The sequence below is a fragment of the Pseudoalteromonas sp. APC 3358 genome (genome assembly GCF_030408075.1).
GTDB classification, from domain to species: domain Bacteria; phylum Pseudomonadota; class Gammaproteobacteria; order Enterobacterales; family Alteromonadaceae; genus Pseudoalteromonas; species Pseudoalteromonas arctica.
In genome coordinates this window covers 379,539-401,061 of record NZ_JASDCE010000001.1, presented here as the reverse complement: position 1 = coordinate 401,061, position 21,523 = coordinate 379,539, and the positions used below count along the sequence as shown (strand labels likewise).

The following is a 21,523-nucleotide window of genomic DNA, read 5'->3' as shown; positions in this document are numbered from 1 at the left end:
GATTAGTTAGTAAAAAAGTGATCTTGAGGAAGGAATATGATTATTTAAAGAGGAAATAGGCTAGTAAAGATCAGATTTTTACTAACAAAACAATCTGCCAGATCACTATTTAACTAAGTAAATATGCCTGACAGATCATTATTTAACTAACTAATTAAAGGCACTTAATAACTTAGTTAATTGCTCTAAGCGCTTGTCTGTCATTACTTTATTATCAATTTTGATAGAGACATCACCGCTTTTTAAATTGCGTTGTACCGATATGAAGTTATTTTCTAGTACAGCTTCGCGCTTAACAGCTACTTGTGGCTCTGAAGTTAGGCATTTAGTGATCGCCATTGCACGCTTGTCGTCGCTTGTAATCGCATTTAACTCTTCATCACTAGCAAGGGCACTAACAAGTTGATTAAACGCCTCTTCGTCTCGCTCCTTTGCGCTAACAAGCTTTTTAGCGACTTCGCGACCTACGTGATTAGCAGTCGGGTAAAGTGCAATGACATCAGCAGGAATTTGCTCATAAGCTTTAATTGCATCTGCAATTGCAGTATGCGATACACCTTCTATCGCGGCAATCTCTCTATAAGATCCTTTTTTACCTTGCTCAATAAGTTCATTTTTAGTTTGTTGGTATGCTTGGCCAAGCTCCCATAAACTCGGAGCAATGTATTGATCTGAAGATACCGCTAAAATTTTTGCATCTTGATCAGTAAAATCGCTTGAACTAAGTACTAAATAATCTGCGTTACCTAAAATACAGGCCATACGACGACGTGAACCTGCCAGAACTAAACTTTTGTCACCTTGATCCCAAAGTAGCGCAGGATGTTGATTTCGGCCATCTTCACGAATTGCAGGAAGAATGTCTGATACTGACTTTTCGTTTAGAAGTGCCTGTACACGACGATTTTTGCCATATACACCAGTGGTAGATTCAATATCAGCATGTGCGATCACTTTACAAACAAGCGTAATTTGACGAGCAGGGTCGCTCGGTGCAGGCATTCTAATTACATCGCCAGCATTCGCTTGTTCTAGTAATGCATCAAGACTACTGCTGCCTACAGCAGTTGCAAATGGATCTAAGCGGGTGTCATTTTTACGTTTTTTAGCCATTTTTATTTAACATCCTTACTTAGGGGTATTGAGTGTTGATTGAGTTGACTGCCAATTTGAACGAATAAGCATTTCTAGCTCATCGACCACATCTTTAATATTTTCTTGAGCGCGCATTAATGACTCACGACTTGCTAAGCTGTCTGATGCTTTTTGATCAAAAATAGTGTTGAAAGACGATGAACTAGCGGTAATCGCGGAGCTGTGATTGATTGGGTAGCTCATTACTTGGCGACCAAATGCACTACGAACATCTTTAACGATATCGCGCTGTGAGTGATTACCTTTCACATAATTGGTCACTAAAAATTGCATAAAGTCCCAGCCCTCATGGCCAAGTGCTGCAACTGTATGGTAAATCTCACCTAGTCGTTTCAAATATTTGTTATTAGCATCAAAATCTACAGCTTCCGGATGAACAGGAATAAGCATCGCAGTAGAGGCCATTAATGCATTATAAAACATAAAGTTAAGGGTAGGTGCGGTGTCAATTAAGATAATATCAAACTCGTCTTTAACGGGGTCAATTACTTTCTCAAGTAACTTGTGGTAATGGCGAGTTTGCTCATAATTTGAGGTATCTTTGAGCAATGTTGCCGTTTCGTGCTCAAAGTAAAAGTCATCCATACCCGATGGTAATACACGAATATTTGGGATATGCGTTGGTAAAAATGAGTTAGACACAAATTCAGGCCATGTTTCACCCTCGTCTAAATCTATGCAATCACGCATTAAATCACCAACAGTAATCGGATCGTGCTCACTTGAAGGAAAAAAGCTTGAAGAAGAGCCTTGTGGGTCTAAATCTATAATACCAATGCGATAACGTTTAATATTTGTAGTTGCAAGCGCTGCCGCTATATTAACCATACTGGTAGTTTTACCGCAGCCGCCTTTGAGAGAATTAATTACAATAACTTGCAGTTTGTCATCACCAGTACGATGATCTGGTTTAATGTCCATAATATCGGCCATAGCAAAAATATTTACTAATGTGTAAGCATAGTGACCGTTAGCACCGCGTTTTATGTTTAAATCATCGAAGTCGCCATTATCATGACGTCTTTTTAAAGTACGATTATTACAACCTAATAAATCAGCAGCTGCTTTTTGTGTATACGTTCTTAATTCTTTTTCTTCTGATTTAAGATGGGCACGGTAGTGCTGAATACGTCCTTCTAATGATTTTTCAGCAACTTCAGCTGTGGCTTTCAAAAGCCGATAGGTACTTAATGCGTTATTGTTGATAGACATACTTTCTTCCTCAAAGTTAGGCAGTTAGTATAATGTCCATTCAAATAGCTGTAAACAACTATTTAAGACGACATGCATTTTAAAAACAAGACATCTAAAAATATTTTTACACCTTTAATATTGCTTAGTATAAATAAAGAAGTTTAAAGGTGGTTAAATATATAAGGTAATAAAGGTTAAGGGTGTAAAAAGAGCACATAACATTATGATTTATATGAATAATGTTTAAAAAAGCAGATCAGGTTTATACTTGGTTAAGATCAGATCTTTATCTACCTGCGGATCAGCTTTTTACTAAGGTCTATTTTAAATATAGAGTTATACACAGGTTACGCATGAAGTTATGAACAAAAAGAGCCCTGCAGATCAGTTTTTTACTAAGTAAATTATAAAGTTATGCACTAGTCGCAACATCAAAATACGCTTTTAATTAGTATAGATCTGATCTGTACTTGGTACAGATCAGATCTATTCTAACTCGATAAGGCTTTATCCACAGGGGAATATATTTTTTGGTGTATTTGTCGTGCTTAATTTTAAAATTAAGCCATTGTAATGGACAAAATAACAGCTGAGTTAGTAAAAATTAGATTTGTGATAGTCCACTTAGTATAAATATGATCTGAAATCGTAAGTAATGTACATCACTTAGTATAATAGTGATCCAAACGTTTTATTTAAAGTCAGATCACTTTTATACTAACTTAAACATTTAACTTTTGTTGCTTAATGTGTTGTTATTAGCTGTCGCAATAAAAATGGAAATAAGAACAATGAGCCGAAAGGTCAACATCTCGGTAGATAACTTGCCCGATACACTTAGGGGCCAAATCCACGGGGTGGAAAGTGCAATAGATAACGAAAGTTTAGCACTATTTACAGACAACAAAGACGTGCGAATTTCTATTGAAAACGCAGCACATGGATTACGTGCATATTCAAACACGTTTAATCACTATGATTTGTGGGGACGCTTTGTTCGCTCGGGCTATAAAAAATTGCCACTTGAAGAAGCGCCTAAAAAAACAATTATTACGCGTAAAATATCTGAAAAAGTAGATGGTATTTTGTACGATGGCGAAATAAAAATAACGCCAGCTGTTGTAAGTACACGCAAAGATGGCGAAGATGTTGAATACCTTGTTTGGCCATCAGATAGAGAAGAAAAAGTAGAGCGAGCACTTATTCGTTTAGCTTCTAAAGGCAAAATAGTTAAAATTAATTTTAAATCCGGTATTCAATACGCGGTTGTTTTTTCTATGAACGAATTAGCACAAGAACTCAAAGCGGTAGGGCAGTCAATGCCATATCCTGCAATAAAAGAGTCACTTGAAGCATTGCAAGGTTCTAAACTTTCATTTAAATATTCGGCAACAGATACTAAAAATTCTGATATAGATGATTCGTTTTACGAGTCAAACATGAACTTTTTATCGTCACTGCATTTTAGTGGCAAAAAAGGTCAGGGTGGCAATGTAAAATGCGTCGCCTGTTTAAATGCATTTGTTCATAACATGATTGATAACCTTGAATACAAAGGGTATTACTTTAATAGCGCTCAAGAATTAAAACGTGGATTATCGCGTTGGATGATGCTTCGTTTGTATCACCTTTGGCGTTATGCAGCACCAGGTAAAACGTACCATTTTAGATTACTTTCTATTATGGAAAAATACGGATCTATTTATTCAACTGATGATATTACCGAAAATAAATTAAAAGCACTTCGTCGTGATATGACCACCACAATGAAAGATTTGATTGAAAAAGGTGCAATATCAGAATACAGCATTACAAACGTTAAAGATGACAAAACCGGTAACATTATCGATTACACATACGAAATGCACCCGTCTGATCAGTTTTGCGATGAAATACTTACATTGAACAAACACAATAAACGCATTGAAATCCAAGGCGGTAAACGCATTGTTGAAAATGCCGTGCTGATTGATGAAGATAAAATTGAAGAAATAGTAGAAAAATAATAACCGTTATTTTAAATACTGTACGCATAACTAAAAAGGCCACACTATGTGGCCTTTTTAACATAATGACTACCGCTCAACCTGTTCTAAATATAACCTATCAACCAAAAAATCATACTCGCGCTTACGAGGGTGAGTTTCGGGTTTTTGATAATCAGGTAATATACCTAATTTTACGTCTGGTTCTGGATTAATCAGAATAAAGGGTAATGCAGCACTCACATGATAGCGATTTTGCGCTGTGTATCTCACATTTACCTGTGGACTCACTCGAGTAGGGCGGCGAATTCTAAGTTTTTCCTTTTCGCCTAAACTAGCAACCCGTAATTGTTCTTGAGCTACAAGTGATTGCCATTTTTGTTGATCTATCATTCTTGGATTTCGATAACTGGCCGATTTGTCGAGCATTTCGAGAGCCATTTTTTTAGTCAGCGTTTTAGTTGCGTGTTTGTGCATCCAAGTAAACCTAACCGAAAATGGCGATTCGCTTTCACTATGAATTTTACGATATGCGGCAAGCGTTATTAAATTTGGTATAGCATTGTGAACTGCTTCAAATCGAGCATCGTTGCTATCAATAGCTAAAATACATTCTTTAAACGTAGCTTTAGCTTTATTTACTTGAGCTATACGATTATTTAAAGCGTGTTTATCTGCATTTTTAATAACGAGCAAACCAGGGTGCCTTTTTAAAACACGACTGCTTAATCCTGATTTTTTATACATGTCTGAAAAAGAGTTTAGGATTGCTTTTTGAGCAGGTACTCCAGTGATTTTAGAAACAAGTATAGATTCTGGAACTTTACTCTCATCGAAACTACTTACATCTGGTAATTGATAATATTCCGCTTTGGAGAATTCACACTCTTTTAGTTCTTCAATCAACCTCAAAGTTAATTCGTTCATTAAATCAAACTGACTTCTAATTTGTACCTTAGTTACCATTACACACCTCAAAGAACACATCTTACCAGCCTTATATTATTACATGCACTTTGCTTTGTCTAAATAAATAATAAATAGTACTCAGGGCTCATAGTAACATAATAATTAAATTAAGTATGATGTGTTCTTTAGGTGGGAATATATAAATGAAGAAAGATTGAAACTCCTTACTAATTCATATGACATTGGAGTATTTACTTTGTCGTATATAAAAAGGCTAATACGCCAAGTGCTAGATTATCTACGTAGTAGGTGGTAAAACTAAGTTTAGAAAAATGAGTTAAGCGGGGTTATATAATTTCATATATTTATCTAACCGTCTTAGCATTCATTATTATTTATAATTACTGACTCATATTACACCGTGTTGGCAATATGGTGACTGGCTAAAGGTTACAATGACTACAAATGCTTTTTGATATCAGTTCCTCTTTAAAGATACTTCTAGTAGTGGGGGCTTTAATCATGGTGAACTGTTAAGTAACACTATCACTTTGAAGAGAAAACTTAATGGCCTACCACACCTTTGAGTTGTAGCACTTGTGAATATAGTCCAGCATACGAGTGCTATACAAGACTATGCGTCTAGGTTTTAAAGCGCAGATAAATGATCACCACAAACGCTCCTATCATACATTAAGCTCTGCACATAGCACTTGATAGCTTTTAATTAATTGCCCGTGTAAAGTTAAGATTACAGAAGCAGATATTTAAGTATGATGTGTTCCTATCTAAATTACGTATAACATACCCTTATGTACTATTTATTCTCAATGCGTTAAAATTGTAAATAGTTAGCTCTAAACTCATGTATTTAAACACTTTAGTTTCTTCGAAATAAAACTAAAGTGTATGTTATATAACCACCTAGGTTAAGTAAGATTACTATTATACTTAACTCATAACTAAATAATTGGAAAATAGTGAATTTAGTCCTTGAACATAGGGGCCTGCATACGTTAATTTCTTCTTATCAGGTAATGTAGGAATGAGGAAAAATTATGCAATCGTGGAACCCAAATAGCTGGAGAGAGCTGCCAATACTGCAGCAGCCACAGTACCCGGATCAAGAAATACTTAAATCAGTAGAAAGCCAATTAAAAACGGCACCACCTTTAGTTTTTGCTGAAGAAACAAGAAGCCTATTCAAACAACTTGAAGATGTGTGCGAAGGGCGTGCTTTTTTACTTCAAGGTGGTGACTGTGCAGAATCATTTAGCGATTTTAATGCCGCTAACATTCGCGATACATTCAAAACAATCTTACAGATGGCTGTTGTATTAACTTACGGCGGTAAATGCCCTGTAGTTAAAATAGCGCGCATGGCTGGTCAATACGCTAAACCTCGTTCAGCAGACTTAGAAACAATTAATGGCGTGTCTTTACCATCTTACCGTGGCGACATTATTAATAATATCGAGTTTACAGAAGAAGCACGTATACCCGATCCACAACGCTTAATGACTGCATACCATCATAGTGCCGCTACGTTAAACTTATTACGTGCTTTTGCACAAGGTGGTCTTGCCGATCTTCACCAGGTAAACCGTTGGAACATGGGCTTTGTTGCTGCAAATCCACTTAAAGAAAAATACCAACAGCTTGCTGATAAAATTCAAGACGCACTAGAGTTTATGGAAGTGTGCGGAATTAACTCTACAATTGCGCCAAGCTTAAAAGAAACCGATTTATACACTTCTCACGAAGCGTTACTACTTGGTTACGAAGAGGCGCTTACTCGTCGCGACCACTTATCTGGTGATTGGTACGATTGTTCTGCTCACTTTGTTTGGATTGGTGAACGTACTCGTCAACTAGATCATGCACATATTGAGTTTTTCAAAGGCATTAAAAACCCAATTGGTGTTAAAGTTGGCCCAGGTATGGACCCAGATGACCTAATTCGTTTAATTGATGCATTAAACCCAGATAACATTCCTGGTCGTTTAACGCTAATTACGCGTATGGGTGCAGATATACTTCCTGAAAAACTTCCAGCACTAGTAAGAAGAGTTCAACAAGAAGGCCGTAAAGTAATTTGGAGCTCAGATCCAATGCACGGTAACACTGAAAAAGCGACATCAGGTTACAAAACACGTAACTTCGACAATATTATGCGCGAGATCAGTCAGTTCTTCGCTGTACACAAAGCTGAAGGTTCATACGCAGGTGGTGTTCACCTAGAAATGACAGGCCAGCACGTTACAGAGTGTACTGGCGGTGCTTACGGTTTATCTGACGATGACCTAGCACAGCGTTACAAAACGCAGTGTGATCCACGCCTTAATGCCGACCAAGTATTAGAGTTAGGCTTTTTAGTAGCTGATTTACTAAAAGACGCACGTAAATAATATTTATTGATACAAAAAAACCGCTTAGTTGCGGTTTTTTTATTTCTTTGATGAGTAAGTTAGTACTTACGTCGCTCCAAGTCTGTTTCTATCAATATTTTTGCAGATATTTCTTCAACAGAATGATGCGTAGAATTAAAGTAAGCAATTTTATGACGCTTATACAACATTTCCACTTCGCGAACCTCAATACGACACTGTTTAATTGAAGCATACTTAGAGTTCGCCATACGTCGATGCCTAATAGCCGCAAGTCTCTCAGGGTCAATCGTAAGTCCAAATAACTTATGTTTATAAGGGACTAAACACTTAGGCAAACCTTCATTGTCTAAATCTTCTTCTGTAATAGGGTAGTTAGCCGCTTTAATGCCGTACTGCAGTGCTAAGTATAAGCTTGTGGGTGTTTTACCACTTCTACTAACACCAATTAAAATGATGTCTGCTTCAGAAAAGTTTTTAATATTTCCGCCATCATCATTCATAAGAGCATAATTAACGGCATCAATTCTAAAATCATAACTTTTTTCGTGGATAGAATGCGTACGATGCATTTTAGGAACTGGGGCTACATTGAGTTCTTTTTCAATTTTTTCGCTATATGTAGTTAAAAAGTCATACGTGACTGCATCAGCCGATTTTATAATTTCACTTAAATTGTGGTTAACAAAAGTAAAAAAAACAAATGGCTTTTCGCCTGTTTTTGCAGCGGTTGCATTAATTAATGCTTTAATTTCGTGCGCTTTTTCTTCAGTTTCTACAAATGGAATTGTTTTATGATTAAAATCGATAGGAAACAACGACAAAGTCGCATGCCCAAACACCTCTGAAGTAATAGCGGTTCCATCTGATATATAAAAAGCAGTTCTCATAATTAACCTTTTTATTGCGTTTAAATCCCTAAAATGGGTTTCTCACGGTTTACGTGAGGACTATTGCCAGTGTAGAATGATGATGACCTTTATAAAAGGTTTTCTTTCTTAACTCTCACAGTTAGACCTACAATTTGTTTTTTTTGGAGAAAGATCCGTGCAAGAATACGTTCTCTGGTATCAAGAGCTTGGTATGCAAGATGTTCCTCGAGTTGGCGGTAAAAACGCTTCACTTGGCGAAATGATTTCAAACCTAGCAAACGCTGGTGTACAAGTACCGGGTGGTTTCGCAACTACCGCAGATGCTTTTAATGAGTTTTTAGATCAATCAGGACTCACAGCAAAAATTCACAACATTCTAGATACACTCGATGTTGATGATGTAAATACACTCGCTAAAGTCGGTGCCGATATCCGCCAATGGATAATCGACACACCATTCCAACCAAACCTAGATCAAGCCATTCGCGACGCATATAGCCAACTTCATGGCGATACTGCAGCAGATGTATCATTCGCAGTACGTTCATCAGCTACCGCTGAAGATATGCCAGATGCATCATTCGCAGGCCAGCAAGAAACTTTCCTTAACGTTGTTGGTATTGATTCAGTCATGGTCGCTATTAAACACGTATTTGCTTCATTATTTAACGACCGTGCAATCTCATATCGAGTTCACCAAGGTTACGATCACCGTGGTGTGGCGTTATCGGCTGGTATTCAGCGCATGGTACGTTCAGATAAATCAGCATCTGGCGTAATGTTTAGCATTGATACAGAGTCTGGTTTTGAAGACGTTGTATTTATTACATCAAGCTACGGCTTAGGTGAAATGGTTGTACAGGGCGCAGTTAACCCTGATGAGTTTTATGTTCATAAACCAACACTCCTTAAAAATAAACCTTCAGTAGTACGTCGTAACATTGGTTCTAAAGCCATTCAAATGATTTACTCAGAAGATAAAGCACACGGTAAGCAAGTAGACATCGTTGATGTTGCCCCTGAGCTTTCAAATAAATTTTCGATTACAGATGAAGAAGTGCAAGAACTTGCCAAGCAAGCTGTAATCATCGAAAAACATTACGGTCGTCCTATGGACATCGAATGGGCAAAAGACGGTAACGACGGCAAACTATATATAGTTCAAGCACGTCCAGAAACTGTACGCTCAAACGAAGACTCTAACGTAATGGAACGCTTTCAATTAAATGGTACAAGCAACGTTGTTGTTGAAGGCCGTGCAATTGGTCATAAAATTGGTAGCGGTGTTGTTCGTGTTCTTGATTCAATCAAAGAAATGGATCAGGTACAAGTAGGCGATATTTTAGTTACCGATATGACCGACCCTGATTGGGAACCAATCATGAAACGTGCAGCAGCGATTGTTACAAATCGTGGTGGACGTACGTGTCACGCGGCAATCATTGCACGCGAACTTGGTATTCCGGCAGTGGTAGGCTGTGGCAACGCAACTGATTTAATTAAAGCGGGCCAAGAAGTAACAGTATCGTGCGCCGAAGGCGATACCGGCTTTATTTACGAAGGTATTTTAGATTTTGAAATACTAACGTCACGCGTTGATAAAATGCCAGAACTACCAATGAAAGTTATGATGAACGTGGGTAACCCCGATCGTGCATTTGACTTTGCACGCTTACCGCATGCAGGTGTTGGCCTTGCGCGAGTTGAATTTATTATCAACCGTATGATTGGCGTTCATCCTAAAGCGTTATTAAATTTTGATGCTCAAACAGATGCATTAAAAGCAGAAATTACTGACATGATTGCCGGTTACGAATCACCAGTAGAGTTTTACATAACAAAACTGGTTGAAGGTATTTCTACTCTAGGGTGTGCATTTGCACCAGAGCGTGTAATTGTTCGTATGTCTGATTTTAAATCTAACGAATACGCAAACCTAGTTGGCGGTCAGCAATACGAGCCAGAAGAAGAAAACCCAATGATTGGTTTTCGTGGTGCCGCACGTTATATCTCTGAAGACTTCCGCGATTGTTTTGCACTAGAATGTGAAGCTATAAAACGCGTAAGAAACGACATGGATATGGCTAACATAGAAATCATGATCCCATTCGTACGTACCCTTGAAGAAGGTAAACGCGTAATTGAATTACTAGAAGAGCATGGCCTTAAACGCGGCGATAATGGTCTTAAAGTAATCATGATGTGTGAGCTACCTTCAAATGCATTACTTGCAGATGAATTTTTAGAAATGTTTGATGGTTTTTCTATCGGCTCTAACGATTTAACACAGTTAACGCTTGGTCTTGACCGTGATTCTGGTTTAATCGCACATTTATTTGATGAGCGTGACCCTGCAATTAAAAAGCTACTTTCTATGGCAATTAAAACAGCTAAAGCAAAAGGAAAGTACGTAGGTATTTGTGGCCAAGGTCCTTCAGATCATGAAGACTTTGCAGCATGGTTAGTAGAGCAGGGTATTGACTCTGTTTCACTAAATCCAGATACAGTAATAGAAACATGGTTATACCTAGCTAAAAAATTAGCAAAGTAATAAATAGGTAAGCTATAAAAATGCCAGTCATGTATTGCTGGCATTTTTTATGCTCAATTAAAAGTGAATTAACGGGCTAATTTTTTATCTAAATAAGCACATGATTTAGTTAACGCCTTTTGACAAAATGATAAGTAATGTCGCGCTTTAGGATAGTAAAACGAAAAACACAATAAACCCGCCATAAAAAATATAAGTGAAGGACCAGGTACAACCGCAAAAAATAATCCTAGCAAAATAAATAACACGCCACTGATCTGTAATAGTAATTTTTTCATATAACACACCTCATTACTTGTTAACTTGAGTATAATTTAAGCTGCATTAAAATCGACTAAAAGAGTGTTACAAACTGTAAAATCTTCAATTTCTATTCGCCATCACCATGATATAATTAGTCAAATGCCCTAAAATATCGCCGTCATGATAGCAACAATTACACAGCAAGATGCCGCGACAGAACTTGTCGCAAACTACCTAAATACCATTGCAAACCAAGGTTTTACCGGAGACACCGACGCAAGTTATGCAACGCGTATTACCGCTTCAACCGATAACAGTGTGTATCAGCAAATACCGCAAGGTGTTATTTTTCCAAAAAGTGAAAAAGATATTCAGCTCGCATTGCAAACAGCATCTCGCGACCCGTTTTTATCATTAACTTTTGGTCCTCGTGGCGGTGGAACAGGCACTAACGGACAATCGTTAACACCTGGTATTGTTGTAGATTTGTCTCGCTATATGCGCGAAATCCTCGAAATAAATGTAGAAGAAGGCTGGGTACGCGTTCAAACCGGCGTAATAAAAGATCAACTTAATGACTTTTTAAAACCTTATGGCTTTTTCTTCTCACCCGATTTATCTACCAGTAACAGGGCAACTATTGGTGGCATGATAAGTACTGACGCATCGGGGCAAGGGTCGTTAGTTTACGGTAAAACGAGCGATCATGTTTTAGGGCTAACAACTTATTTAGTTGATGGCACACCTATGTGTACCTCCCCAATAGACATCGACAAAGCACAAATTATAGCGAATCAAGACTCACTAATTGGTAGTTTATATAAAACAGTTTTAGATATATCAGTTAATGAACGCGCTGCTATTTTAGCTAAGTTTCCACGGTTAAATCGTTTTTTAACCGGCTACGACCTAGAGCATGTACTAAGTGATGACTTACTTACCTTTGACATGAGCCGACTAATAACGGGTTCAGAAGGCTCATTAGGTATAGTAACTGAAGCAAAATTAAACCTAACGCCTATTGCCGAATTCAAAACGCTTATTAATATTAAGTATGATAGTTTTGACTCAGCACTTCGTCATTCACCATTTTTAGTCGATGCACGTGCAACATCGGTAGAAACCGTTGATAGCAAAGTTTTAAACTTAGCGCGTGAAGATATCATTTGGAATTTAGTATCGGACTTAATAACCGACGTACCAAATAAAGATATGCAAGGCCTTAACATGGTCGAGTTTAATGCAGTATCAAACGATGATATAAAAGACAAAGTAGACACGCTTTGTAAGCTTCTAGATGAATGCGTAAAAAATCAAACTAATGGCGTTATTGGTTATCAGTTAACCAGTGATAAAAGCGATATACTAAAAATTTACGCAATGCGTAAAAAGTCAGTGGGTTTATTAGGTAATGTAAAAGGCAGCCAAAAACCGCTCGCCTTTGCAGAAGACACCGCTGTACCGCCTGAAAATTTAGCAGATTATATTGTCGAATTTAGAGCATTACTCGACAGTCATAATTTACAGTATGGTATGTTTGGCCATGTTGATGCGGGGGTTTTACATGTACGCCCAGCACTTGATATGTGCGACCCAGAACAAGAAAAACTACTTAGAACTATTTCAGATCAGGTAGTAAAACTAACCGCTAAGTACGGTGGTTTAATGTGGGGAGAACACGGTAAAGGTTACCGTAGTGAATATAGCCCTGAGTTTTTTGGTGAGCATTTATATACGCAACTTCGAAAAATAAAAACAGCTTTCGATCCTAACAATCGCATTAACCCCGGTAAAATATGTACTCCTATCGATAGTGAAGACTCACTAGTTAGTGTAGATGGACAAAAGAGATCGCACTTCGATAAGCAAATATCAATAGAAGTTAAAACCAGTTTTAACAATGCAATGACCTGTAATGGTAATGGCATATGCTTTAATTACGATGAAAATTCACCTATGTGTCCTTCGTATAAAGTAACTGGCGATCGCCGTAATTCACCAAAAGGACGCGCAAGTTTAATGCGTGAATGGCTTCGTCTACAAGAGTCAAAAAATGTAGATTTGCTCGAAGTAGAAAAGCAACTTAACAAAGGTGAAGTCATTACCTGGTGGGAACGTTTTGTTCATAGCCGCGAAAAACGAAAAGGTATTTACGACTTTTCTCACGAAGTAAAAGCGTCAATGGATGAATGTTTAGCATGTAAGGCATGTACAACAGCATGCCCAATTAAAGTAGATGTACCCACTTTTCGTTCGCGCTTTTTAAATTATTATCATAGTTATTATGCACGTCCGCTAAAAGATTACCTTGTTGGTAACATAGAAAATAGCGCGCCATTAATGGCAAAGTTCGCTAAAGTTATAAATCCAATTGTTAAAACATCATTAGTTAGTAATGTTATTAAAAAAACGGTTGGCTATGTTGATACACCACAGTTGAGTATTCCTGCACTTTCAAAGCGTGTTACTAAAACACAAAAATTTGATTTTGATTTATTAAATAAATTAAATGCAGAGCAACAAAGTAAATATGTATTAATAGTACAAGACCCATTTACGAGCTTTTACGAAGCGGAATTAGTAGAAAGTTTTATTACTTTAATAACCCAACTTGGCAAAAAACCAATGCTATTACCTTTTAAACCAAATGGTAAACCGCAACACGTAAAAGGTTTTTTACATGAATTTAAAGTTACAGCTAAAAATGCAGCCGAGTTTTTAAATAAATTAAATGATATTAATGCACCGTTAGTCGGTTTAGATGCGTCACTCGTTATGTGTTACCGCGATGAATATAATACAATTTTAGAAAATAACCGTGGTGAATTTAATGTGCAACTTGCCCATGAATGGCTAGAAACACAATCGTTTAAATCACTAAGCGCAAAACAAAATACAGATACCGAATTTACATTACTGAGTCATTGTACTGAAACAACTGCTCTGCCAAAAGCTGCAAATGTATGGCAAACAATTTTCAATGATATTGGTTTAACATTAAAAACAACAAATACAGGTTGTTGTGGAATGGCGGGAACTTATGGCCACGAAGCACAAAATCAAGATAACTCACGTGCGCTTTACGAAATGAGCTGGAAACCAATTGTAGATAAAAATAAACCTGAGCAACTTTTATCTACGGGATTTTCTTGTCGTAGCCAAGTTAAACGCTTTGAAAAGTTTAAACCAAAACACCCAATTGAATTACTAGCACAGGTTCTTAAATAACTTTATAAAATAAGAGTACTTAAATAAGATCACTTATATAAGAGGTACTTAAATAGTTTTATCTAAATACAAATTTAGTAAATTATTTATTAAATACAAAAAGGCGCAACGATTAACTTCATCAGTGATGAAAATAACCGTTACGCCTTTTTTAATACGTATTCTTAATTTACCTAGTTTAAATAATTATTTTTTAACAAAACTATCGGCAATAGGTTTAGTGCTAATACCATGTATAAATACACTAAACAGAATAGTCGTCATTGCTATTGTCGCTATTTGATATTTGTTTTCTATTTGCGTATCTATCACCATCAATGTAAAAACAATTGATGCTAATCCTCTTGGCCCAAACCACGCAAATGTAAAACGCTCTTTAATACTCAATGCCGTAAACTGCAGAGACAGCATAACTGGAATTATTCTAATCAATGTTGTACTTAACAAAGCGTAAATTATAATTTCAGTATTTAATTTAGGAATAACTAAGTAAGCACAAACAAACCCGAACAAGCACCAAATCATTAACGATGTGAAATCTGCTATGTGCTCTGAGTCTTCAATTAATTCTGTTCTAACTTCTTCGGTCGAAAATTTATCAAATAATAAGCCTGCAATAAACACCGCAATAAAACCACTGCCATGAAAATACTGAGTGACAGAAAATACAGCCATTGCAAAACCGAGTAATAAAAATGGACTGGTATTTTGTGCAAAGTAATGACGTTTCATTGCAAAGTTTAAACTCGGTATAAAAACAGCAATACTTGTAATAGCTATTAATAAAGCCAAGCCAAGCTCTCGTCCAAACACACTTAATGTTTGTGTTGCGGTAATAGCTGAATCAGGATTTTTAGCGAGTAATATAAATATTAAAAATATGGGTACGCATAATCCATCGTTCAAACCACTTTCAGTATTTATTCCTTCGCGTATTTTTTCAGGTACTTGTGTACTTGCTAATAGCCCTTTACTTAAAGCTGCATCGGTAGGCGTTAAAATAATAGCGAGCAAAGCCGCTTGAATAAGTGAAAGCTCAGCAAAGAAAAATAAAGCAACAGCAATACCGAGTAATAAAGTTAAGGGTAGGGCAACAAACAACAGTAAACTAGGATACTGAAAACTATGCCTTAATACACTCAACTTTGATTTAGCTGCATCAGAAAATAAAAAAATACTTAGCGTAAGCTCTATAAATGGTAATAAAAGATCAACGCCTTCTTTTATTTTATGCCCTTCGTTGGGTAGCATTGAAGCTAAACATATTCCGCCAACAACAAAAAACATTGGGCCTGTTACTTCTGTTTTTTCTAACTGGCGAAGTGTTAAAGAATAAATTAAAAATAATCCGCCTATGAATGCTATTACTAAATACTCCATTAAATTTTCCTTTTAAGTCCTGACTTTGCTCGCTCTTTAATATTTGTTTGAATATAAATTTGATCGGTAGTCGCAATTTTAGAATGACCTAAATCTTCTGATAAATGTTTGAGCGGTCTGGTTTGCGCATCATGAGTTGCACCAGTATGACGAAGCCAATGCGCAGTTGCAGCGCCAAGTTGTTCAGCATCATCTTTAAAACCATCATCGAGTAATGATTGCTGTGCATAATCAAAACTTTGTTGAACTAAACGCCTAATTTGCCTTACGGTCATACCACCTTGCCCGCGAATTTTATGAACCAAAGGATCTGATTCATCAACACGGGGAAGGGCAGGTAAACCTCTGTATAGTCTATAACGTTTTAAATATTCAACAAAATCATCGCTTAAGGTTACATCTCGTAATTTATTACCTTTTCCCATTATACGTAAAAACCAAAAACCATCATTATCTTGCCAAAAATGAGACATCACCGGCGACCATTGTGGGCGCTCAGATAATTCTGAAATTCGTAAATAAAGACCTTTTAAGCAGGCAAGCGTAAATAAGTTTCGCTCTAAATCAGGGTTATGTTCGCATAAATCACGCGTTACACCAAAAACGTATTCCCATTGAATATCGCTTAATGTGTCTGGAATTTGAATTTGTGATTGAACAACTAAGTACGGACTATTTTTTTTAACAACAGGGACAAAGTTAGCAAATGTTTTTTCTTCTAGTAAGGCAAACTTATAAAACACATTTAATGCTGTAAACATAGACGATAAAGTTTGCTGACTAGCAATGGATTCTTTAAGCATAAAAGGGCGCCAATTTTGGTTTAATCGACGAATTCCTTGTTCATCTTTATAACGCCATTGCACTGAAGTTGCAGCCCATGCTTTATCGGGTTCGACCATAAAATCAACGTAAGCTTCAATATCTTCGCGTTTTAAATCGAATACTGATTTTTCTGCTATTAACCACGACCATAAATAAAAGCGTTCAAGCTCATTTCGAAAACGACTATAAGTGGCTTCTGACTTTCGGCCATAAACATATAAAAACTGATACAAGAATGTCAGATCAGCTTTTGATTCAGTTACAGTCAAGCCAATTTCCTGTATAAAGGATGCAAGTTCTGGGTATTCTGAATTGAGAGTACCGTCATCCAGATGGGCAATTTGATATCTTAATTGTTTTAACGTATCAACCAAAGCAACAAGCATAATGTATAAATATTCAATTAAATAATAGACTTACAGAATAACGTTAAAGTCCGATACTGTCTAGTATTGGACATAGTAAAGCTCTAATTATTTTAATACCGTGATTATTCTATGGTTGTTGGTTGCTATATCTTATTAAGGAAAACATTATGAAAAAACTAATTATACTAAGCGTACTTGCTTTAACAGTTGCGTTAACTGGGTGTGCTACTACAGGTAGTGCATCACCAAGCGAAAAACGTTCACTTGTACAAAGTATGAAAGCAAACACATTAGATAAATTATACGCTGAAAAACCTGATGTTAAAAAACAAATTGCTAACTCTGCTGGTTATGCTGTATTCGATAATGCGAATGTAAATGTAGTGCTTGCTAGCTTTGGCGGTGGTTACGGTGTTGTTAGAAATAATCTCACAGGTAAATCGACTTACATGAATATGGGCGAAGCCGGTTTAGGACTTGGCTTAGGCGTTAAAGATTTTAACGTTGTAATGGTTTTTCATAACCAAGCTGCACTAAATAGATTTATTGAACATGGTTGGGCATTTGGCGGAAACGCTGATGCAGCAGCAAAATATGAAGATAAAGGCGGTGCACTGGTTGCCGAAGCGATTGCAGATCAAGTTACTGTATATTCTGTAACCGAAAATGGCCTTGCACTACAAGCTGTATTAAAAGGAACTAAGTTTTGGGTTGATTCAGAGCTTAATTAACCACCAAATTACTCTCCTAAAAGCGAGCTGGTTTGTATAATCACGCTCGCTTTATTAAAAACCACGCAATTTAACATAACGTAATTTATGAGCTAAGGCTGTACCATTAAAAATAAACTATTTACTATGTCCTCTAGTGTCACTTATACTCAGAATATTATTAATCCTTTAAGGCTGATCTATATTGTGTGATTTTAACTATTACCTTGAAATACTTCGAAACGTTTCTCTCATAATAGTCCCCACACTAGTAGGCTATATTTCTTTTAAACAATACAATATTAATAAATTAAAATATGATGTCGAGCATCACAAACTTAAGCTAGATCTTTTCAACAAAAGATTTGATGTATTTGATACTACGATGAAGCTCTACAAAGAAACTCTGGAAAATACAGTCAAACAAGAAACATTTAATGATTTCAATACAAGCTATAACTCTTCATTTTTCCTTTTCCCAAAGTCTTCTGGTGTTTATGACTTATTAGATGATTTTCATAAACGATTTGTCGCAATTCGTGGATATAGAGGAGCTCCTTATAAAAATGGTTCTTTAATCATGGATGTGGATACTAGCAAGAATATTTCCGAAAACTTAAATTGGATTAGAGATAATATTCCGGTTTTAAAAGAACTTTTATCTATACATATATCTGTGCCTTAATATATTAAGGCATCCAACTTTTCATTGATTTCTAAAATAATAGTTTATCTGTATAGTCTATTTTATATTTATTTGTCGTTTAACTTTTTATCAAACGCCTCAGCTAACTTTTCAGTTTCACTAAACACGGTATTCCAATATTTTATACGCGTGTCTGCATCGAGCTCGGTAAAGTCGTTTCTGTCTGGAATTTTCCCGTAAGGCAAGCCGGCTATAAATTCTTTTGATGGAGTAATCATCACAACGTTATCGTAATTAAGTGGTGATACTTTGCGTTTTAAATTTTTATCGAACCACCCTGCTTTTGGTTCACTATTAAAGTGCGGATATAAAATTAAGCCTGGGTTATTAATTTTTAAATCAAAGTGGTAATCAATTATTCCTCCATCGCGATATATTCCTTGCGGCGAGCCTGCAATATTTTTTATGCCTTGCATAACAAGCGGTATTGAACCCGATGCAAGTAACGCGTCTTTTAAATTATGTTGAGTAAGCGCTATGTTTTGCGTTTTAAAATTGTAGGTATCGGTAATTGATAAGTCACTTGTTGCTGGGCCAAATATAAAACGCTCATACTGCGAGCCTAATAATTTTCGGTTAACGCGGTTAAGCATGTAACTTTTTGATAAACCCATTAACTGTATTAATTTATTTTCGCTGGCAATAAAGCCATTCGATTTTGCGACAATAAAGTGCGCTTTAAATATTGGGTTATTTATAATTTCGGTTACGCCGTTATCGCCAAAAACATCTTCAAGCAATGCGCGCGCTTTTATTGTTATTTCATTTGGTGTTGGTTTATTACTTGAGTACCTAGTTTGCGAATACGATTTTGCTAATCGCTCAATGGCAGAAACGGGATCGTTTTGTGCAAAACACGCAGAGCGAAAAGCGCCAGCAGATGAGCCAATTAAATTAAGTGGTTGGGTGCGGTTTTTAAAAAATTCACCAAAAATATATTTATCTAAGCCAAATAATGTAAACCATTTAGGACCGCCACTTGCACCTAAAAAAGAGGTGAAAAGTTCAGGTTTAAAGCCCTGTTCGTTAATAATTTTAGCCGCTGTTTTCCCTGCGTGAATCTCGATCATCTAAAAAATTGTGCCTTTTATTTTGGTTGCTTCTGTTATTTTTGCAACACTAAAAGTGAATATTTATGCAAAGTAAAGAGCGGTTTTATGTTGCCATAAAACCGCTTTTTATAGTTAAGTGTGCTGAATTAGTCCCAAATGCCGTCTTCGCATTTGCCCTGTACTTTTACATCTTTTACTTTAAATTCGGGCTCTAAACCTTTGTCTCTTTGTGCGTGGTAATCGCTCGTGACAGACAAAATAGTCGGCGTTAACAGTATAATAGCGATAACGTTAACCACTGTCATTAACCCTAAGGCAATATCGGCTAAATCCCAGACTTCTTTTAATGTGGCCGATGCGCCCCACAACATCATTGATAAATAAAGCAAAGTGTAAATGCCGCGCCCTACTTTGTTGTCGAGCTTAAATAAGTGCAAGTTGCTCTCTGCATAGGCGTAGTTTGCCACCACCGATGTAAAAGCAAATAAGGTTATAGCAGCTGCGACAAAATAAACACCACCTTGTGCTAAGTGAGCAGTCATCGCGCTTTGTGTTAAACGAATGCCTTCCATTTCACCGCTTATGTCTATATCGGCCAATAAAATGATCACAGCGGTACAGCTACACAGTACGATTGTATCGAAAAATACGCCTAGCATTTGTATGTAACCTTGCGTTACAGGGTGATTAGGAATTGGGCTGGCACTTGCTGAAGCATGCGGCACACTACCTGCACCGGCCTCATTAGAATATAAACCACGTTGAATACCGTTTTTAATCGCAGCGCCCATTGCACCGGCGCCTGCTTCTTGTAAACCAAACGCTGATAAAAATATATCTTTAAGCATGGCGGGTACTTGCGTGAAATTTATAATCGTAATAATTACCGCCGCAAGTACAAACACAATGCCCATTATTGGCACAACACGCTCTGCAAATCGGGCAATTGCTTTAAAGCCACCGAGTATAATTGAGCCTGCTAGTACGGTAATAACCAGACCTGAATAAAATGTAGGAACTTCAAACGCGTAGTTAAGTGCGTCGGTAATTGTGTTCGTTTGCATTGCGCTAAACGTAAAGCCGTAACCTAAAAACAAACACGCAGCAAACACAATTGCGAATGCTCGGCTACCCAAACCTTGTTGAATATAATACGCAGGGCCGCCTCTAAATTCGCCGCCACTATCGCGCACTTTATATACTTGCCCAAGTACGCTTTCAGCAAAGCCTGTAGCCATACCCAATATGGCTATTACCCACATCCAAAATATAGCGCCGCTGCCACCAAGTGAAATTGCCACTGCCACACCGGCTAAATTACCGGTACCTACTCGTGCGCAAAGCCCTGTACACAACGCTTGAAATGACGAAATGTCGTCTTTTTTACATTTGCTACTTCCTTTTAAAAGGCTAAACATATGTTTAAATTTAAGTATTTGAATTGCTTTTAGTCGTACCGAAAACCATATACCTGTAAACAAAAGTATATAAATAAGTACCTGACCTTCTCCCCATAAAAGGTTGTTTACACTTTTGACGACGGTATCGAACATTACTAATCCCTTTTTATTTTATACTTTTACTTTATGTTAGCACCGACTTTAAACTCTGCATGTAGCGCTACTCAACTTTAAAACTCCAGCAGCTCATTATGCGTTAAACATAATAGTGTTTAAGTTTGGCTTTACCCGATAGTGAAGTGTGTATTGGTGTTTAATAATCTGTAAGTAAGCACATTCAACATTGAATTTTATTTCTATAAATATGAATAATAAATCACACCTACACTTTATATTGATTAGTTAAAAAATCAATAATATCTTTTTAAGATTCAGTATTTTATTTTGCGCATAGGTGCGGGATGCAATAGTTTTTATTTTGATGCAGTAAGGTTTATATGAGGCGTAATGAGGATTAAGAATGGCAAAAAAATAGCGCATAAAGTTATGCGCTTTTTT

At 36.8% G+C, this 21,523-nt stretch carries 15 protein-coding genes; 6 read left to right on the top strand and 9 right to left on the bottom strand.

Annotation, left to right across the window (positions count from 1 at the left end; translation table 11 throughout):
- Positions 1-150: 150 nt before the first annotated feature.
- Together QL995_RS01785 and QL995_RS01780 are read right to left on the bottom strand one after the other, a co-directional pair.
- Positions 151-1,113, bottom strand: a complete 963-nt coding sequence (locus QL995_RS01785; RefSeq protein ID WP_010552908.1) for a transcriptional regulator — start codon at positions 1,111-1,113, stop codon at positions 151-153.
- Between the two features lie 15 nt (positions 1,114-1,128).
- The gene (locus QL995_RS01780) at positions 1,129-2,367 is read right to left on the bottom strand and encodes an AAA family ATPase (protein WP_007583176.1); all 1,239 of its coding nucleotides are present in this window, start codon (positions 2,365-2,367) and stop codon (positions 1,129-1,131) included.
- Positions 2,368-3,140: 773 nt separating this feature from the next.
- On the opposite strand from QL995_RS01780, the gene QL995_RS01775 reads away from it, so the two are divergent.
- On the top strand, positions 3,141-4,355 hold the full coding sequence (locus tag QL995_RS01775; RefSeq protein ID WP_024591590.1) for a hypothetical protein: 1,215 nt from the start codon (positions 3,141-3,143) through the stop codon (positions 4,353-4,355).
- A 69-nt stretch (positions 4,356-4,424) separates the two neighbouring features.
- On the opposite strand, the gene QL995_RS01770 is transcribed toward QL995_RS01775, so the two are convergent.
- Positions 4,425-5,300: a DNA replication terminus site-binding protein gene (locus QL995_RS01770; RefSeq protein WP_197188217.1), complete on the bottom strand. Its 876-nt coding sequence runs from the start codon at positions 5,298-5,300 to the stop codon at positions 4,425-4,427.
- 1,001 nt (positions 5,301-6,301) lie between these two features.
- On the opposite strand from QL995_RS01770, the gene QL995_RS01765 reads away from it, so the two are divergent.
- Complete coding sequence (locus tag QL995_RS01765) at positions 6,302-7,651, top strand: class II 3-deoxy-7-phosphoheptulonate synthase (protein WP_008167282.1); 1,350 nt, start codon at positions 6,302-6,304, stop codon at positions 7,649-7,651.
- A gap of 59 nt (positions 7,652-7,710) precedes the next feature.
- Here the strand turns inward: QL995_RS01765 and QL995_RS01760 are convergent, their stop codons facing one another.
- Positions 7,711-8,520, bottom strand: coding sequence for a pyruvate, water dikinase regulatory protein (locus tag QL995_RS01760; protein WP_007583184.1), 810 nt, complete (start codon positions 8,518-8,520; stop codon positions 7,711-7,713).
- A gap of 157 nt (positions 8,521-8,677) precedes the next feature.
- On the opposite strand from QL995_RS01760, the gene ppsA reads away from it, so the two are divergent.
- Positions 8,678-11,053, top strand: a complete 2,376-nt coding sequence (gene ppsA / locus QL995_RS01755) for a phosphoenolpyruvate synthase (RefSeq protein ID WP_007583187.1) — start codon at positions 8,678-8,680, stop codon at positions 11,051-11,053.
- A gap of 68 nt (positions 11,054-11,121) precedes the next feature.
- Here ppsA and QL995_RS01750 read toward each other — a convergent pair whose 3' ends face one another.
- Positions 11,122-11,331 (bottom strand): PGPGW domain-containing protein, encoded by a 210-nt coding sequence (locus QL995_RS01750; RefSeq protein ID WP_024609073.1) that lies wholly within the window; start codon positions 11,329-11,331, stop codon positions 11,122-11,124.
- A 145-nt stretch (positions 11,332-11,476) separates the two neighbouring features.
- On the opposite strand from QL995_RS01750, the gene QL995_RS01745 reads away from it, so the two are divergent.
- Positions 11,477-14,524 (top strand): FAD-binding and (Fe-S)-binding domain-containing protein, encoded by a 3,048-nt coding sequence (locus QL995_RS01745; RefSeq protein WP_290292075.1) that lies wholly within the window; start codon positions 11,477-11,479, stop codon positions 14,522-14,524.
- A gap of 186 nt (positions 14,525-14,710) precedes the next feature.
- Here the strand turns inward: QL995_RS01745 and QL995_RS01740 are convergent, their stop codons facing one another.
- Entirely contained in the window at positions 14,711-15,904 is a 1,194-nt protein-coding gene (locus tag QL995_RS01740; protein ID WP_002962135.1) for a cation:proton antiporter, read from the bottom strand.
- Positions 15,904-17,115: a tyrosine-type recombinase/integrase gene (locus QL995_RS01735; RefSeq protein WP_007583195.1), complete on the bottom strand. Its 1,212-nt coding sequence runs from the start codon at positions 17,113-17,115 to the stop codon at positions 15,904-15,906. The genes QL995_RS01740 and QL995_RS01735 overlap by 1 nt, the downstream gene beginning before the upstream one ends.
- 149 nt (positions 17,116-17,264) lie before the next feature.
- Between QL995_RS01735 and QL995_RS01730 the strand changes: the two genes are divergently transcribed.
- Together QL995_RS01730 and QL995_RS01725 are read left to right on the top strand one after the other, a co-directional pair.
- Positions 17,265-17,828 (top strand): YSC84-related protein, encoded by a 564-nt coding sequence (locus QL995_RS01730; protein ID WP_007583197.1) that lies wholly within the window; start codon positions 17,265-17,267, stop codon positions 17,826-17,828.
- A gap of 364 nt (positions 17,829-18,192) precedes the next feature.
- Positions 18,193-18,492, top strand: coding sequence for a hypothetical protein (locus QL995_RS01725; protein WP_169044011.1), 300 nt, complete (start codon positions 18,193-18,195; stop codon positions 18,490-18,492).
- 68 nt (positions 18,493-18,560) lie between these two features.
- Here the strand turns inward: QL995_RS01725 and QL995_RS01720 are convergent, their stop codons facing one another.
- Entirely contained in the window at positions 18,561-19,583 is a 1,023-nt protein-coding gene (locus tag QL995_RS01720; protein ID WP_169044010.1) for a patatin-like phospholipase family protein, read from the bottom strand.
- 128 nt (positions 19,584-19,711) lie between these two features.
- Positions 19,712-21,118, bottom strand: coding sequence for an alanine/glycine:cation symporter family protein (locus QL995_RS01715; RefSeq protein ID WP_076924661.1), 1,407 nt, complete (start codon positions 21,116-21,118; stop codon positions 19,712-19,714).
- Between the last annotated feature and the right edge of the window lie 405 nt (positions 21,119-21,523).